The organism is Stenotrophomonas sp. FW305-3-2-15-E-LB1 (assembly GCF_058787375.1).
Genome location: NZ_JBYSZR010000005.1, coordinates 153,505 through 168,009, shown reverse-complemented (window position 1 = coordinate 168,009; position 14,505 = coordinate 153,505). Strand labels below are relative to the sequence as shown.

General features: G+C 60.5%; 15 protein-coding genes and 1 pseudogene. 15 read left to right on the top strand and 1 reads right to left on the bottom strand.

Annotated features, from left to right (window positions below; translation table 11 throughout):
- Window positions 1-25: 25 nt before the first annotated feature.
- From AC3WL7_RS06005 to AC3WL7_RS05965, 9 genes and pseudogenes are all read left to right on the top strand, one after another.
- Window positions 26-1,213, top strand: a complete 1,188-nt coding sequence (locus AC3WL7_RS06005; protein ID WP_492749656.1) for a tetratricopeptide repeat protein — start codon at window positions 26-28, stop codon at window positions 1,211-1,213.
- Window positions 1,214-1,356: 143 nt separating this feature from the next.
- The gene (locus AC3WL7_RS06000; protein WP_079224458.1) at window positions 1,357-2,025 is read left to right on the top strand and encodes an energy transducer TonB; all 669 of its coding nucleotides are present in this window, start codon (window positions 1,357-1,359) and stop codon (window positions 2,023-2,025) included.
- 92 nt (window positions 2,026-2,117) lie between these two features.
- Window positions 2,118-2,879 (top strand): TonB-system energizer ExbB, encoded by a 762-nt coding sequence (exbB, locus tag AC3WL7_RS05995; protein WP_079224460.1) that lies wholly within the window; start codon window positions 2,118-2,120, stop codon window positions 2,877-2,879.
- Between the two features lie 59 nt (window positions 2,880-2,938).
- Entirely contained in the window at window positions 2,939-3,364 is a 426-nt protein-coding gene (locus AC3WL7_RS05990; RefSeq protein ID WP_079224462.1) for an ExbD/TolR family protein, read from the top strand.
- Window positions 3,365-3,367: 3 nt separating this feature from the next.
- A complete protein-coding gene (locus AC3WL7_RS05985; protein ID WP_079224464.1) occupies window positions 3,368-3,781 on the top strand; it encodes an ExbD/TolR family protein in 414 nt (137 codons plus the stop codon).
- 121 nt (window positions 3,782-3,902) lie between these two features.
- A complete protein-coding gene (cls, locus tag AC3WL7_RS05980) occupies window positions 3,903-5,363 on the top strand; it encodes a cardiolipin synthase (RefSeq protein WP_295518352.1) in 1,461 nt (486 codons plus the stop codon).
- A gap of 41 nt (window positions 5,364-5,404) precedes the next feature.
- Window positions 5,405-5,665 (top strand): hypothetical protein, encoded by a 261-nt coding sequence (locus tag AC3WL7_RS05975; protein WP_079224468.1) that lies wholly within the window; start codon window positions 5,405-5,407, stop codon window positions 5,663-5,665.
- A gap of 9 nt (window positions 5,666-5,674) precedes the next feature.
- Complete coding sequence (locus AC3WL7_RS05970; RefSeq protein ID WP_492749655.1) at window positions 5,675-6,418, top strand: pyridoxine 5'-phosphate synthase; 744 nt, start codon at window positions 5,675-5,677, stop codon at window positions 6,416-6,418.
- A gap of 246 nt (window positions 6,419-6,664) precedes the next feature.
- Window positions 6,665-6,922, top strand: a pseudogene (locus AC3WL7_RS05965) (hypothetical protein); the annotation flags it as partial.
- 157 nt (window positions 6,923-7,079) lie between these two features.
- Here AC3WL7_RS05965 and AC3WL7_RS05960 read toward each other — a convergent pair.
- A complete protein-coding gene (locus tag AC3WL7_RS05960; protein WP_049452997.1) occupies window positions 7,080-7,304 on the bottom strand; it encodes a helix-turn-helix domain-containing protein in 225 nt (74 codons plus the stop codon).
- A gap of 80 nt (window positions 7,305-7,384) precedes the next feature.
- Between AC3WL7_RS05960 and AC3WL7_RS05955 the strand changes: the two genes are divergently transcribed.
- The 6 genes from AC3WL7_RS05955 to AC3WL7_RS05930 all read left to right on the top strand — a co-directional run bounded on the left by AC3WL7_RS05955 (window position 7,385) and on the right by AC3WL7_RS05930 (window position 14,497).
- Window positions 7,385-7,720 (top strand): hypothetical protein, encoded by a 336-nt coding sequence (locus AC3WL7_RS05955; RefSeq protein ID WP_049452996.1) that lies wholly within the window; start codon window positions 7,385-7,387, stop codon window positions 7,718-7,720.
- A gap of 149 nt (window positions 7,721-7,869) precedes the next feature.
- Window positions 7,870-8,961 (top strand): PA0069 family radical SAM protein, encoded by a 1,092-nt coding sequence (locus AC3WL7_RS05950; protein ID WP_313270367.1) that lies wholly within the window; start codon window positions 7,870-7,872, stop codon window positions 8,959-8,961.
- A gap of 300 nt (window positions 8,962-9,261) precedes the next feature.
- Window positions 9,262-10,050 (top strand): hypothetical protein, encoded by a 789-nt coding sequence (locus tag AC3WL7_RS05945; protein WP_492749654.1) that lies wholly within the window; start codon window positions 9,262-9,264, stop codon window positions 10,048-10,050.
- A gap of 118 nt (window positions 10,051-10,168) precedes the next feature.
- Window positions 10,169-10,642 carry an NIF family HAD-type phosphatase gene (locus tag AC3WL7_RS05940; protein ID WP_313270362.1) on the top strand — a complete coding sequence of 158 codons (474 nt, stop codon included), beginning with the start codon at window positions 10,169-10,171 and terminating at the stop codon, window positions 10,640-10,642.
- Between the two features lie 619 nt (window positions 10,643-11,261).
- Window positions 11,262-12,563, top strand: coding sequence for a tyrosine-type recombinase/integrase (locus tag AC3WL7_RS05935; protein ID WP_313270360.1), 1,302 nt, complete (start codon window positions 11,262-11,264; stop codon window positions 12,561-12,563).
- Window positions 12,564-12,655: 92 nt separating this feature from the next.
- Window positions 12,656-14,497, top strand: coding sequence for a hypothetical protein (locus AC3WL7_RS05930; RefSeq protein WP_313270358.1), 1,842 nt, complete (start codon window positions 12,656-12,658; stop codon window positions 14,495-14,497).
- Window positions 14,498-14,505: the final 8 nt, after the last annotated feature.

Here is a 14,505-nt window from a genome sequence, read left to right as displayed (position 1 = left end):
GACGGCGGTTCGATCGAGGTGAACGATGATTTTCCGCAACCATAAAGCTGTGCTTTCCGTCCTCATCGCGACCGCCCTGACCGGCGCCGTGGTCACCGATGCCTTCGCGCAGTCCTCGCGGTCGTCCGAGCGTGGCAACCGCGGTGGCAAGCAGGCCAAGGCCGAAGTCCTGTTCCCGAACGCCACCCGTGAGGAGCCGAAGGAAAAGGCGTCCTCGAAGATGAGCAGCAAGCTGCAGAAGCTCATTGACAACTACAACGACCAGAAGTTCCCGGAGACCCTGCAGGTCGCAGGCGAGATCCTGGGCAACGGCGCGTCGAACAACTACGACAAGTCGCTGGCTGCGCAGCTCGCTTCGCAGGCTGCCTACCAGACCGACGACACCGCCGGCGCCATCCGCTACCTGAAGCAGGCGCTGGAGCTCAACGGCCTGGACAACAACGGCCACTTCCAGGCGATGCTGATGCTGGGCCAGCTGCAGCTGCAGGAAGACCAGACCGCCGAAGGCCTGGTCACGCTGGACAAGTACTTCGCCGAGAGCAAGTCGACCAAGCCGGAAGAACTGATCGCCAAGGGCCAGGCCCTGTACCAGCTGGAGCGCTACCAGGAAGCCATCCCGGTGATCCAGCAGGCCATCGCCGGCTCGACCGAGCCGAAGGACAACTGGAACCAGCTGCTGATGGCCGCGCTGTCCGAAGCGGGCCAGACCGGCGAGGCGCTGAAGACCGCTGAAGCACTGGCGGCCAAGAACCCGAACGACAAGAAGGCGCAGCTGAACCTGGCCAACATGTACATGCAGGCCGACCAGATGCCCAAGGCAGCCGCGGTGATGGACAAGCTGCGCAGCAGCGGCCAGCTCACCGAAGAGCGCGAGTACAAGCAGCTGTACTCGATCTATGCCAACACCGAGAACAAGGAAAAGGACGTCATCGCGGTCATCAACGAAGGAATGCAGAAGGGCATCCTGAAGCCGGACTACCAGGTTTACCTGGCGCTGGCCCAGTCCTACTACTATTCCGACCAGGTGCCGCAGGCGATCGATGCGTGGCAGAAGGCTGCCCCACTGTCCAAGGACGGTGAGACCTACCTGAACCTGGCACGCGTCCTGCATGCCGAAGGTCGCGTCCCGGAGGCCAAGCAGGCCGCCCAGCAAGCGCTGGCGAAGGGCGTGAAGAACCAGGCTGATGCCAAAAAAATCATCAACCTGAAGTAAGTAGGAATAACGCCTGAACGCCTGCACAGTTGATGCGCAGGCGCTCAGGATTGGTATAAGCTTGGAGGTTCCTGCGGTGTCATGCACCGCTGATCAGGGATCCCGCCCCCGGGATTCCGGCCCCACTATTGAGCTCTTGGCGCATGACGGAACAACTAGTCGTTCACCGGTACGAACAACCCGATGACAAGGGGCTGAGCTGGCCTCGCATCGTCGGCATCGCGTTTGTAATCGCCCTGCATCTGGCCGCCTTCATGATGCTCCTGATCCCCGCTGTGGCCCCCAAGGCCGTGGCTGAGAAGGAGCGCAACGTCATGGTGACCATCGTCGACGCGCCGCCGCCGCCGCCGCCGCCGCCGCCGCCGCCGCCGCCGACTGAAACGCCGCCGCCGCCGGTGAAGAACCTGTCGCCGCCGAAGCCGTCGCCCGTCCCGCCGCCGCCGCAGGCGCCGGTCGTCGACGTGCCGGAGCCGCGCCCGAACGACATCGTCACCCCGCCGTCGCCGCCTGCGCCGCCTGCCCCCGCCACCTCGATCGAGGCCAGCGTGGACATCTCGTCGAAGGCCATGAATCCGCCGCGCTACCCGCCGGCCGCTTTCCGCGCTGGTATCCAGGGTGAAGTGATCCTGATCATTGATGTCGATGCCCAGGGCAACGTCACCAATGTCACGGTGGAAAAGTCCAGCCGTAACCGCGACCTGGACCGTGCTGCGATGGAAGCTGCCCGCAAGTGGCGTTTCAACGCCGCTGAATCTGGCGGTAAGAAGGCTGCTGGCCGCGTCCGCGTCCCGGTCAACTTTGCACTGAACTGATGCGAGCGGGTGGCCGCCGGCCACCCCTCCTCCGGTTCGATTGTTTAGCTTAGCTACACCCTTTATCACCACACACAACAAAGGTAAGCGTCATGCTGCAGGAACTTTTCATCGCCGCTGCTGCCGGGGGCAATCCGTCCAACGCCCTGTCGCAGATGGGCTTCGAGCACCTGATCCACGAGATGACCACCCAGCCGGGTGACTTCGCTGTCTCCTGGGTGGTGCTGCTGACCCTGATCGTCATGTCGGCCATGTCCTGGTACTGGACCGTCATCAACATCTTCCGTTCGGTCCGCCTGAAGAGCGCTGCAGATCGCGTCGTCAGCCTGTTCTGGGACACCCCGAACGCGCAGGACGCCATCCGTGCAATGGAAGAACAGCCGGCTTCCGAGCCGTTCTCCAAGATCGCCCTGGACGCTGCCCAGGCTGCTGCCCACCACCAGCGCGCTGAAGGCGGCGCCACCGGCGGTCTGGGTGAGAACCTGAGCCGTTCGGAGTTCGTCGACCGCGCCCTGCGTCAGGCCGTGACCCGCGAAAGCAACAAGCTGCAGTCGGGCATGACCCTGCTGGCCACCGTCGGTGCAACCGCTCCGTTCGTCGGTCTGCTGGGTACCGTGTGGGGCATCTACGGCGCGCTGATCAAGATCGGTGCCACCGGCTCCGCTTCGATCGACGCCGTTGCAGGCCCGGTGGGTGAAGCGCTGATCATGACCGCCATCGGTCTGTTCGTCGCAATCCCGGCCGTGTTCGCCTTCAACTTCTTCAGCAAGGTCAACAGCGCGACCATCAGCAAGTTCGATACCTTCGCGCACGACCTGCACGACTTCTTCGCCACCGGTTCGCGCGTCCGCTGATTGCGGCGCGCCACCCTGCGACGAACGACGTAGTCACCAAGATCTAGACGGAGCCCGTTATGGCTTTCAGTAGTGGTAACAGCGGCGGCCCCATGGCCGACATCAACGTGACGCCCCTCGTGGACGTGATGCTGGTGCTGCTGATCATCTTCATCATCACGGCGCCCCTGATGTCCCACAAGGTCAAGGTGGATCTGCCGGAGGCCAACCTGGTCCAGAAGCCGGACGACACCAACGATCGCAAGGGTCCCATCACCCTGGCAGTCAAGGAAGATGGCTCGATCTACTGGAACGACGAAGAAATCAACAAGCAGACTCTCGAGTCGCGCTTGGCGACCGCCGCCCAGCAGACCCCGCAGCCGCCGCTGAACCTGCGTGGTGACCGCACCACCAAGATGCGCGTCATCAACGACCTGACCAAGGTCGCGCAGGAGCAGGGCATGCTGGACGTCGGCTTCGTCGCGACCAAAGAGAAGGGGCAATAAGCCATGGCATTCAGTAGTGGTGGTGGCAAGGGCCCCATGGCCGACATCAACGTCACGCCCCTCGTGGACGTGATGCTGGTTCTGCTGATCATCTTCATCGTGACCGCGCCGATCATGACGTACCCGATCGCCGTGGACCTGCCGCAGCGCGTGCTCAACCCACCGCCGCAGCTGGTCGAACCGCCGCCGCCGATCGAACTCAAGATCGACGCCAGCAACCAGGTCTCGTGGAACAACAGCCCGATCGGTACGCACGATCTGCAGCAGCGGATGGAACAGGAGGTCCAGCGTGACCCGACCAACCAGCCCGAACTGCGCATCGACGCGAGCCCGGATTCCGAGTACGACGTGATGGCCAAGGTTCTGGCCGCCGCGAAGAATGCTCAGATGAAGAAGATCGGCTTCGTGCAGCAGTAATACGCAATACCGCAGCACAACAGTCATGACGCGACTGCAGACGCCCCTGGAAACAGGGGCGTCTTTTTTGTGCCCGGCGACGTGACCCCATCACCACGCCCGCGCCCGCTATGATCGGCGCATGCTCGCCCTCTTCGATTCGCTGCGCCTCTGGCTCGATGGCATTGCCCACCTGGGAACGATCCTGGCGGTGGCCTATCTGCTTTACCTGCTCGCGCTGACCGGCTGGATCATGCTGCAGAAGCGCGAGCCGGTGGCCACGCTCAGCTGGATCCTGTCGCTGGCGCTGCTGCCCTACCTCGGCCTCTTCATCTACTACCTGCTGGGCCCGCAGAAAGTGAAGCGGCAGCGCCTGCGCCGTGGCCGCGCGCGTTCGGGCATGGAGCACTACAGCGATGTCTGCCCGCCCGATGCCGGCTGCACCGAGCTGGCCAAGGTCGCCCAGGCCACCACCGGCCTGGCGCCGAGCAGTGCCACCGAAGTGACCTGGCTGGTGGATGGCGCGGCGACCTATGCGGCCCTCATCGAGGCCATCGCCGGGGCGCGCGATCACGTGCACCTGGAGTACTACATCTTCAACCCGGACCACGCCGGCACCGCCCTGCGCGATGCCCTGGTCGAGCGCGCCCGCGCCGGTGTGCAGGTGCGCCTGCTGCTCGATGCGGTGGGCTCCTCCGCGTTGCCGGCGCGCTTCCTGCAGCCGCTGCTGGAGGCCGGTGGCGAAGCCGTCTGGTTCCACCCGCGGCAGCTGCTGAAACCCTTCAAGCGCCCATGGTTGAACCTGCGCACGCACCGCAAGCTGGTGATCATCGATGGCCAGCTGGCCTTCACCGGCGGCATCAACATCACCGACGAGGAAGACGAGAGCCGCAACCCCAACGCCTACCGCGACCTGCACATGCGCATCCGTGGCCACGTGGTGCGCAGCCTGCAGCTGGTGTTCGCCGAAGACTGGCTCTACGCCAGCGGCCAGGAGCCTTCGCGCTTCGATATCGCGCGCCTGTGGCCGGCCGACATGCCGCTGCGCGGCGACGGCACCATTGATGCGCAGGTGCTGGTGTCCGGCCCGGATTCGGGCTGGGAAACCATCCACCGCCTGCACGTGGCGGCCATCCAGGAAGCCAACGAACGGGTCTGGCTGGTGACGCCCTACTTCGTGCCCGGCGAGGCGGCGCGCATGGCGTTGACCTCGGCGGCGCTGGGCGGCCTGGACGTGCGCCTGCTGGTGCCGAAGATGAGCGACTCGTGGTTCGTGACCCAGGCCGCGCGTTCCTACTTCGACGAACTGCTGCACGCCGGGGTGAAGATCTACGAGTACGGCCCGCGCATGCTGCACACCAAGGCGTTCATCGCCGACGACGATGTCTGCATTGTCGGCAGCGCCAACTTCGACCACCGCAGCTTCCGGCTGAACTTCGAGCTGTCGATGATGATCAGCGACCAGGACCGCGTGGCGGAGCTGGCCACCCTGCTGCAGGCCGAGTTCGACAGCGCCACGCGGGTGCATGATGAGGCCGGGCGCTCGCTGTGGCTGCACCGCCTGCCGGAGGCCTTCGCCCGCCTGGCCTCGCCGCTGCTGTAAGGCAGCGCTACACTGCGGCCGATGCCTGGGGAGGATGGAACATGTACTGGTTGTACCTGCTGCTGGCGCTGGGCTGCTTCGCCTTCGCGCTGAAAACCCCGAACATGGGCCTGATGTCGCTGGCCCTGCTGGCCGCCCTCGGCTTCCTGCTGGCGTGGGTGCGCGGCCGCTATGTGGCCCGCTTCGGCGACCTGCAGCGCGACCCGTCCACCCTGATCGATGCCGAGGAACTGCGGCGCCTGCGCGAGCAGGCCCGGGCGCAGGCCCATGACGGCACTCCCCCACCCCCTTCCGCCCCGTAGTCCCGTTCCATGACCCAGCTCAGCGTCAACGTCAACAAGATCGCCGTCCTGCGCAACTCGCGTGGCGGTGCCGAACCCGATGTCGTGCGTGCCGCCCAGGCGTGCCTGGACGCGGGCGCCCACGGCATCACCGTGCACCCGCGGCCGGACCGTCGCCACATCACTGCCGAGGACGTGCTGTCGCTTTCGACGCTGACCGGCGCCCGTGGTGTCGAGTTCAACATCGAAGGCAATCCGTTCGCCCCGCCGCGCGAAGGCTATCCGGGCCTGCTGCCGCTGTGCGCGCAGACCCGCCCCGCGCAGGCCACCCTGGTGCCTGATGGCGACGGCCAGATCACCTCCGACCATGGCTTCGACTTCGAGCGCGATGGCGAGCGCCTGCGTCCGCTGGTGGCCGAGCTGAAGGCGATGGGCTGCCGCGTCAGCTTGTTCGTGGATGCCGGCAACCCGCTGCTGGAACAGGCCGCTGCCGTGGGTGCCGACCGCATCGAGCTGTACACCGGCCCCTATGCCGAAGCGCATGCGGCCGGCGATGCCACTGCGATGCTGGAGCTGTTCGCCACCGCCGCACGGCGCGCACAGGCGGTCGGGCTGGGCGTGAATGCCGGCCACGATCTTTCGCAGGACAACCTGCGCGACTTCCTGGCCGCGGTGCCGGAGGTGCTGGAGGTGTCGATCGGCCACGCGCTGATCGGCGAGGCCCTGTACGACGGGCTCGATACCACCGTGCGCGGCTACCTCGCCCTGCTGTAGTCGCCGGCGCCGGGCATGTCCCGGCGCTACCGGCCGTTCCCATCGCAGCTGCTGAGACCCCCGTGGCCCATCCTGGCGGCCTGCTGCGGCGATGGCGCCTGCGTGATCCCGTACAACCTGTGGATAAGCCTGGGGTCAACCAGCGGTCACATCCACCGCCACGCCTACAGCTACGTGAATCCTGGCCGCTTGCGCCGCCTGTGGTTAGCAATAATACTAACGTCTCTGCAACGGCCGGAGGGCGCCATGCAATCCCACCCTCGCAACGCCCAGGCCGCCATCAAGGGCCGGGGTTCCACCTCCCACCTCGCGGGGCGCTTCGAAAGCACGGTGAGTGAAGCGGTCGACGATGGCTGGGCCATCGACGAAAGCGACGAATTCCTCGCCCCGCGCCTGCGCACCGAAGTGCGCGCCGAGACCGCGCGCAGCATCATCAGCCGTAACACCTCCCCGGACGTGGGTTTCAGCCAGTCGGTGAATCCCTACCGCGGCTGCGAGCATGGTATCAATACCCCCTGATTGTTCACTAGATAAATACCTAGAGATCAACAGCTTAGGGAATAATCGGTAAACACATTGCTCTGGACACAAGCCCCGCGCAGTGCCGGCCAACACGCCCATCCTGGAGGTATTGGCCAACCTTCGTGGTCTGCAAAGAGAGTTAGAGCCCTGCGGCGCGTAGCAGGGCCGACATCGACGTACCCATGCCTTTAGCCACTCGCTCCAAGGTAGCGAGAGTGAGGTTCTTTTCGCCACGTTCGATCTTGCTGTAGTAGGCGCGGTGCATCTCGATGTGGTCAGCAAAGGCTTCTTGGCTGACACCCAGATCAATACGATGCGCTCGGATCACATCTGCAAGTTTCGCTTGGTTCGTATGCTCGACCATACGAAGCAGCTTGTGGTTCCAGTACTTTAAAGACTACGCCTCTAAAGGTAGTCTACTTATAAGTACTAATCGCCTCTCTCATGAACTTTTACCTCGTATGTCCGGAACTGGAGTTCACTCTTGAGCTTCCCTTTTCTCCCATGGGCAGGGAGCAAGTCGCAATGCAGGTGCGTCGAATGCAAGAAGAGGAAGGGCAAGCAAGAGGCTTTGAGTGCCGCCTGGCAGAAGAGCTCTCAAAGCTCATTCCCCAACTAACGGATTGGGACATCAAGCCGCCCACGGGTGCGCAGATGGCATACGCGACTTCGCTTTGCGCACAGTTGGGCATTCCACTGCCTGCAGCAACACGTCGATCGCGGGCATTGATGCAGATCTTTTTGGCGGAAGCCAAAGCGCTCCATGGCCAACGCAGCTGACAAAGGCGTTGCCAGCCGAAGCTGTGGATAAGCTTGGGCAAAACCTCTTCGCCAGATGACCGTATGGCCTACAGCTACCTGAATTTCACGGTGTTGCGGCGCCTGTGGTTAGCAATAATACTAACAGCCAACCTCCCCAAGTTGTTGTCATGGAACAGGATGCTCGAAAGGCCCAAGTTCCCCTCAAAGGTAGAGGGGCCGCATCGCGTGTCCCAAGCCGTTTCGATACCACTGCAACAGTGGGAGTCGACGATGGCTGGGAATCGGTCTACCAGGAGATGGAAGACGCGCCACGGCTGAGAACTCAGGTGCAGGAAGAGCGAGCGCGCACAGTGATCAGCCACAACTCATCCCCTGACGTTGGCTTTAGCGCGTCGGTCAACCCGTACCGCGGCTGCGAGCATGGGTGTGTTTACTGTTTTGCTCGCCCTTCTCACTCCTACTTGAGCCTCTCACCAGGCTTGGACTTCGAGACGCGCCTGTTTGCAAAGACAAATGCCCCGGAGCGCCTCAGAGCAGAAATTAGCAAGTCGAACTACAAGTGCACCCCGATTGCCTTGGGGATAAACACAGACGGCTATCAGCCGATTGAAAGGAATTACCAAATTACACGCCAATGCCTTGAGGTGCTTGCTGATGCCAAGCATCCGGTGAGCTTCGTCACCAAGAGTGCCTTGATCACCAGGGACATCGAACTGCTGGCGTCGATGGCCAAGGATCGGTTGGTTACGGTCTACTTCTCGGTCACCACGCTCGACAGGAAGCTATCTGCAAAACTGGAACCACGAGCTGCTGCTCCCCACGCAAGGCTGCGAGCAATGAATCAGCTGTACGAGGCAGGAATACCGGTAGGGGTTTTGATCGCGCCGGTCATTCCCATGATCACCGACCATGACCTAGAAGCCATCCTTGAGGCTGCTCACGAACACGGCGCTCGGGCAGCAGGCTACGTGCTACTCAGGCTACCCAACGAGATTAAGGACATTTGGAGAGAATGGCTCGAGCTGCACTACCCGGACCGCGCCGCGCATGTGCTTAGCTTGATGCGACAGATGCATGGTGGAAAGGAGTATGACGCCAGCTTTGGCACCAGGATGTCGGGAACTGGCCCTGTAGCGGACTTGATCCGGAAACGCTTTGAAAAGAAGCATCGTGAGCTCGGTTTCACTAGGCTGCCAGCGCTGGCCACTCATCTTTTTCAACCTCCCCAAGAAAAGTCGCCACAGGGGCAACTTTTCTAGCCGAACGGGAAACGTGGCTAGCATCAATACTAAGCTATGGATGCAGGTCCGAGCGCCGCCTACAGGGACGGGGCGTGCTGGGTTTCATAGTACTGATACCATCTCCCTGAAAAGGAAATAGCATCTCCTCCGCAGCGAGCTTAGACGGCTCTCCAAACATATTTGGTTATCCCGCTTCCTCATGAAAAGGACCAGCGTATGCCCAAGCAAGTGAGAGGTTTATCAGTCTACCGAAGCACGATTGAGCGGCTGCCACAGTTTCGTCTTCTGAGCGGTCCACTCACAGAACACCAAGCGGCGATGCTGGGATTCGACGGCCTTCCGCTCGCCGGCGATTCCATTGTGCCAAGCGCCGAAGGACCCGCGACGTTATTCAATGCCCGAGGCAAAGAGATCATCCGAAAGGACCTCCCGATGGTCACCAAGTCTCGATCAATCAACACCTCGTGGAAGGACTGGCACGGACACACTCACCACGGTACTCAGACAAGATCCTATGAGAGCTATCCCAGGGAATACGTTGCACCACCTGGTGAATTCCTCACTGCTGTAGATACAGACAGTGGTATCGCAATGGCTACTAGGATCATTGACCGGACGGAGCCAGAAGAGAGCATTGCAAACCTCCTAAACATCTACCTGGAATGCTTCCAACATTTCGAAATCGTTGATCCGGACCTCGCGGTGCCGGTCAGGATCGAGAAGATCAACTGGCGCATTCTTCCTCCGGGGAAGTTCCCGTTCGACAGAGCAATGCAGGTATTGGATAGCTATCTGAAGCAGTTGGCCGACAGCGACCGCGCAGTCGCTAAGCAGCGCATCCGGACCATCACTCGTCACGAGCCCGACTTCATGGCAGTCGGACTAGGCGGATTCAGTGAGTACATCGTCTTTGGGTTCACGCGAAGGAATCGGTACGTGTTCGAGAGTCCCGAGTCAGGCAATGCCACTTACATCTTCAGGAACGACTGGGAGGGGGTGTCTCAGCTCACCAAACGCCAGATCCTTCAAGAGCAGCTGCAGGAGACCAGGATCATCCACACCTCGCGTTGGGCCGTAGAGGTCTCAGAAGCAATCCAACGGAAGTGAAGTGGTTGGGCAGAGTTTCAGAGGGGCGTAGCCCGAACCGGTACCATGTGACCCTCGCCATGGATAGGTACCTACCGATGCGTTTACTCAGGCTTAGAAGCTTAGATAGGAACTCCCAATGAAGCCGACCATCCTGGCACTGGACCTCGAAGGTACCCTCATCTCCAACGCAGTCAGTCAGATTCCTCGCCCTGGGCTTCACCGGTTCCTAGAGGATGTCCGATCGCAGTTCGAGGAACTTGTACTGTTCACTACGGTTCCCGAGGCGCTTGCAAGAAGAATTGCCGGACTCTTGGCTAGGGAAGGCAGTGTTCCGGCATGGTTTGTCGAACTTCGATACATCCATTGGTCTGGAAGGACAAAGGATCTTTCCTATGTCTCCCCCCGCGTGGGTGAAGCCCTTCTCTTGGATGACCATGGCCCCTATGTGCATGATGGGCAGGAGAGACTGTGGGTCGAGATCCCGCTGTTCGCCTCTCCGTACTCGCCAGACGATGACGGGTTGCAGATAGCAGCTGAACGCCTGACCGATCGCATCATGGATCTGCAGAGTGCATCCAACCAGGGCCGCATGATCGCCGGTCATGGCTGAGCAGCGCGTTGTCTCGATGGCTCGTTGAAAGAGCGCGCATGCAGCGGCCGTCTTCTCGCACATTTGGCACAGTTAGGGATCAGCACGCGCGCAGCACTCGAGAAGTTCTTTGATAGCGTCGCTCCGGAGAAGCCGGAGACGGCCACCCAAAGATTGCCAGCAATCAAAAGTGGTGCAGTGGCGTTGCGGCAACCTTACTTTTGCCGGCAGCAATTGAATCGGTAGCTCCAGGTGCACCCACTGCCCGGCCAACACGCTTCCCTAAAGGACGCACAGTAGCAACCGCGGCGTCTCCCAATTTGGTGATGTCAACTCACGCCAGCCCTGGGTGGCCATTGACCGCGCGCTATCGATTGTCGCGCCAGGCGGACAAGCACATTGGTACTGAAGGAGCAAATCTAGCCTGAGCGACGAACGAACCCACTCCTCTATTGCGCACTTCATCCGTACCAGCGAGCAGGCCTTCCTTCACAACGAGCGTACCAGTAGGGTCACGATCACGCGTAAATCAATGAATCAATGGAAGTAAAAAGCAGGCATGATTCTCATTCCAGTTGTTAACGTACCGTAAGGCTCACAGCAAAAAAAACTTTTCGTATACCTGATAGCTTTCGGCGCCATGGCCTATGACGTCGAAATATGCACCGCACGTGCGATCGCTTCGGAAGCGACAGAAATCGCGGGTGTGCGAGGCGTACCCTTACCTGAGGGCTTCTGCTTTTTGGTCAGCAGGTCTGATGGAACAATCGTTCAGCCCGCTTTTGAATTCTTTGCAGATGCCCATCTAACGATCGGTCCAAAGCCGAAGCTTGCCTGCAGCAAGAACACGACAGCAGCTATCGCGGCTGACCTCACCGACTTCCATCACTTTCTTGACGCAAGAAGAAAGCTTGTTTCCGACGTAGATGAGGATCTCCTCAGATCCTATGCGGACACCTTGACTGACCTGGACTCTGCGGTGACCTTGGACAAGTTCGCCGCCGCGACTATTCATAGAAGATGGTCGACCGTGACCAAGCTAATCGCGTTCTGCGTAAAGCGGGGATACCTGAGGAAGGCACCAGCGCTGCTGAGCAAGCAGACGAAGCGAGGAACTGTTCAAGTTCTCGACGTTGGCGTCGATCTTCCCGGGCTGAACGACGCTGATGAACTCATCACTGCGCTCCATCCCGAGACCGTCGTCGGCATTCTTGACGAACTAGGTCCCAACCCTCTGCTCGAACGAAACGGTCTGGTTGAACTGGCATTCGCGACCACCGCACAGCGATTGATGGCTGAGCTGTGCTATCAAGCAGGACTGAGGCGGGCGGAAGTGTGCGATCTGAAAGCGCAGACCGTCCTTGAGACTCATACGATAGGGCGCGATCCCTTCACTGCAGTGGCTATCCCCGTCGTCGGGAAAGGTAACAAGAAGCGCAACGTTCCCGTTCCAGTTTGGCTACTCGAGGCGCTGAAGCGTTATGCAAAAGATGTTCGGCAGCGCCTCATTGACCTCCGACTGGGGTACCACAAGCTCGAGGATCACGGCGTCCTCTTCGTCCTCAACGCAAACAATCGCAAGCATGTGGGCAATCCGATAACCCCGCAGATCTTCGACCGGCATTTCGCCCAGGCCAAGGACAGGCTGCTCAAACGGCTGTCCAAAGAGCCTGACCTGGCTCGCTACGAATCCACGCAGCGCGAGCGGATAACCATTCATGCCCTTCGACACACCTTCGCCTTGTACACGTACATGGAGAAGCGCGCAAACGGTGACATGGATGCGATCAAGTATGTTCAGTCAGTACTGGGACACAGTCTCAGGGATACGACCGAGTCCATCTACCTGCGAAGCGCGAACGCATTCGAGAGCGAAACCAGGGAATCGATCAGGCTGCACCTTGAAGGTCAACCCTTTATGCGAATCGGCATCGAGGCCTGACGAGCTGGAGCGCGCACGGCTCCGCGGCCAAGGCATACGCAATACTCCTCGTATGTGACCGACTCACCTTATCAAATCAGATTGAACACGCATTGGAGCGTTACGTGGCAGGAAGAAGGTCCGCCCAACTGCGGCACGCCGTAGTAGTTGAGGAAAAGGTAGGCAACACAAAGAAATGGGATGTCCGCGAGAGCGCGGGTCGCCTAGAAGTCGCGTTCAGGCGCGCCGGAGACCTGCGCGACAACATCGTCAATCTCAGCCGGTGGAAGGGCATAGGTGCAGCGGCACCGCTCTTCGCCGAGGCGTTCTGTCGAGCTAACAAGAACAGCAGGGAGACGACTAGATCCTCTTCAGCTAACAACATCGTGAGTGGCCTGGTGCAGTACCTAACCGTAAAAGGGGTAAAGATAAGCGGCCCAGACGACACTCCGATGGATCTCGGCGAATCATTTCTAACGTATCTGAAAGGTAGGGATACCTCGCACCCGACAGTTCTCTCGGTGCAGACCCAGCGCCACTATTACGGGACCTTCAAAAAGGTCGTTCTTGCGCTGCACGAGATGGATCCACGGTGGAAGGTGATCCGTATTCCGCCAAAGCCGTTCGCAGGACTGCCACGGAAGAGCAAGCCGAAAGAGCTGGACCGTGCGGCTTGGGCCAACGTCATGAAGGCGGCTGTCAAAGAATGCATATCGACAATGGACGAAGTGTGGCCGCTTCTAGATAGGGTTCACAGTGCCCTCGCTCAGAAGAAAAAGGGCGACGCTGTATCGCTAAGCGACCCGGCAGAGGCAATTGCTCAAATCTTGGCAAACTTTGACGGTCATCTTCCTCGCCAAGCCGCGGTTCACAAGCTCCCAGGCGTAGGAAAGATCAGCGAAAGCGAGTACTTCCGTCTGAGGAGACTAGCGCACCCCATCGGCGGCGATCTGATCCCATTCTTTCTCGTACTAGCCATGCACTCGGGCTTCAACGAGCAGCCGCTAAGAACACTCACCCTGGATGGCATATCGGAGCACTACCCGCTTGGACAAAAGCGAACGGTGATCAAGTCCTCCAAGCGCAGGGCTGGAAGTTCCGCTCAGGGTGCGACACAGCGAGCAGCCTTCCCCGCTAGCGATCACCCGCTAGCGCCCGAAAGATTGATCAGTTTCGTCATTGCTTGGACCAAACGAATCAGAGACTACGCTGCTGGTGAGCTTGCCAATGACTTCTTCCTGCACGCCGTTTCCGAAGGCGGGCGGCACAAGCGCCGAGGAATGCACATCGATTCCTACTCAGCCAGAACCGACGACGTGACCACGCGGGTGACCGGTTACATCACATTGTTCTGCAAACGAAGGGGGCTTAAGTACTCTGGCTCCCAAGCAAACAGGCTTGCGTTCTCCGAAGCGGTTGATGGGCTGACCGACGGCGACGCCTTCGAGCTCCGAGCAATGCTAGGCCATCGGCTACTGTCAACTGGTCAAGACAGTTACCAGACAACCACCATGCAACGTCGGCAGAAGGAGCAGCTGGCAGGAGCCCTGATGGCACAGGAGCGTTGGGTGACTTCAAACGGAAAGATTGACACGCGATCCGCGCGGAGTGACCGCGATCAAACGGCAGCAACGCAGGGCTTCTGCTGTGCAGATCCATTCCAAAGTCCTCAACCGGGGCAGCGCCATGGGAAGCTCTGCACCGCCTATGGTGCTTGCCCTGCGTGCCCACTCGCCGCAGCTGACCCAAACGAGGCCTACGCCCTCGCCCGCTTTCTTCAACTGCAGGAGCTGTACGAAGAAGCCAGGGAAGACCTTGGCAGCGAGATCTGGAGGCGAAAGTTCGAGAACGCCTACCTTGCTCTCCGCGATTCATGGATTCCAGCAGTGAGCTCAGCCGCGAATCAACAATCAGCGGCGATGATCATGCTGACGACCCTGCCCGGACTTGAATAGCTAGGGCG

Excerpts from the sequence above, each read along its gene's own strand:
- AC3WL7_RS05945 (WP_492749654.1), top strand. The coding sequence starts at position 9,262 with ATGCTGGGATTCGACGGCCTTCCGCTCGCCGGCGATTCCATTGTGCCA.
- AC3WL7_RS05935 (WP_313270360.1), top strand. The coding sequence starts at position 11,262 with ATGGCCTATGACGTCGAAATATGCACCGCACGTGCGATCGCTTCGGAA.
- AC3WL7_RS05940 (WP_313270362.1), top strand. The coding sequence starts at position 10,169 with ATGAAGCCGACCATCCTGGCACTGGACCTCGAAGGTACCCTCATCTCC.
- cls (WP_295518352.1), top strand. The coding sequence starts at position 3,903 with ATGCTCGCCCTCTTCGATTCGCTGCGCCTCTGGCTCGATGGCATTGCC.
- AC3WL7_RS05990 (WP_079224462.1), top strand. The coding sequence starts at position 2,939 with ATGGCTTTCAGTAGTGGTAACAGCGGCGGCCCCATGGCCGACATCAAC.
- AC3WL7_RS05970 (WP_492749655.1), top strand. The coding sequence starts at position 5,675 with ATGACCCAGCTCAGCGTCAACGTCAACAAGATCGCCGTCCTGCGCAAC.
- AC3WL7_RS05960 (WP_049452997.1), bottom strand. The coding sequence starts at position 7,304 with ATGGTCGAGCATACGAACCAAGCGAAACTTGCAGATGTGATCCGAGCG.
- exbB (WP_079224460.1), top strand. The coding sequence starts at position 2,118 with ATGCTGCAGGAACTTTTCATCGCCGCTGCTGCCGGGGGCAATCCGTCC.
- AC3WL7_RS05955 (WP_049452996.1), top strand. The coding sequence starts at position 7,385 with ATGAACTTTTACCTCGTATGTCCGGAACTGGAGTTCACTCTTGAGCTT.
- AC3WL7_RS06000 (WP_079224458.1), top strand. The coding sequence starts at position 1,357 with ATGACGGAACAACTAGTCGTTCACCGGTACGAACAACCCGATGACAAG.
- AC3WL7_RS06005 (WP_492749656.1), top strand. The coding sequence starts at position 26 with ATGATTTTCCGCAACCATAAAGCTGTGCTTTCCGTCCTCATCGCGACC.
- AC3WL7_RS05985 (WP_079224464.1), top strand. The coding sequence starts at position 3,368 with ATGGCATTCAGTAGTGGTGGTGGCAAGGGCCCCATGGCCGACATCAAC.
- AC3WL7_RS05950 (WP_313270367.1), top strand. The coding sequence starts at position 7,870 with ATGGAACAGGATGCTCGAAAGGCCCAAGTTCCCCTCAAAGGTAGAGGG.
- AC3WL7_RS05975 (WP_079224468.1), top strand. The coding sequence starts at position 5,405 with ATGTACTGGTTGTACCTGCTGCTGGCGCTGGGCTGCTTCGCCTTCGCG.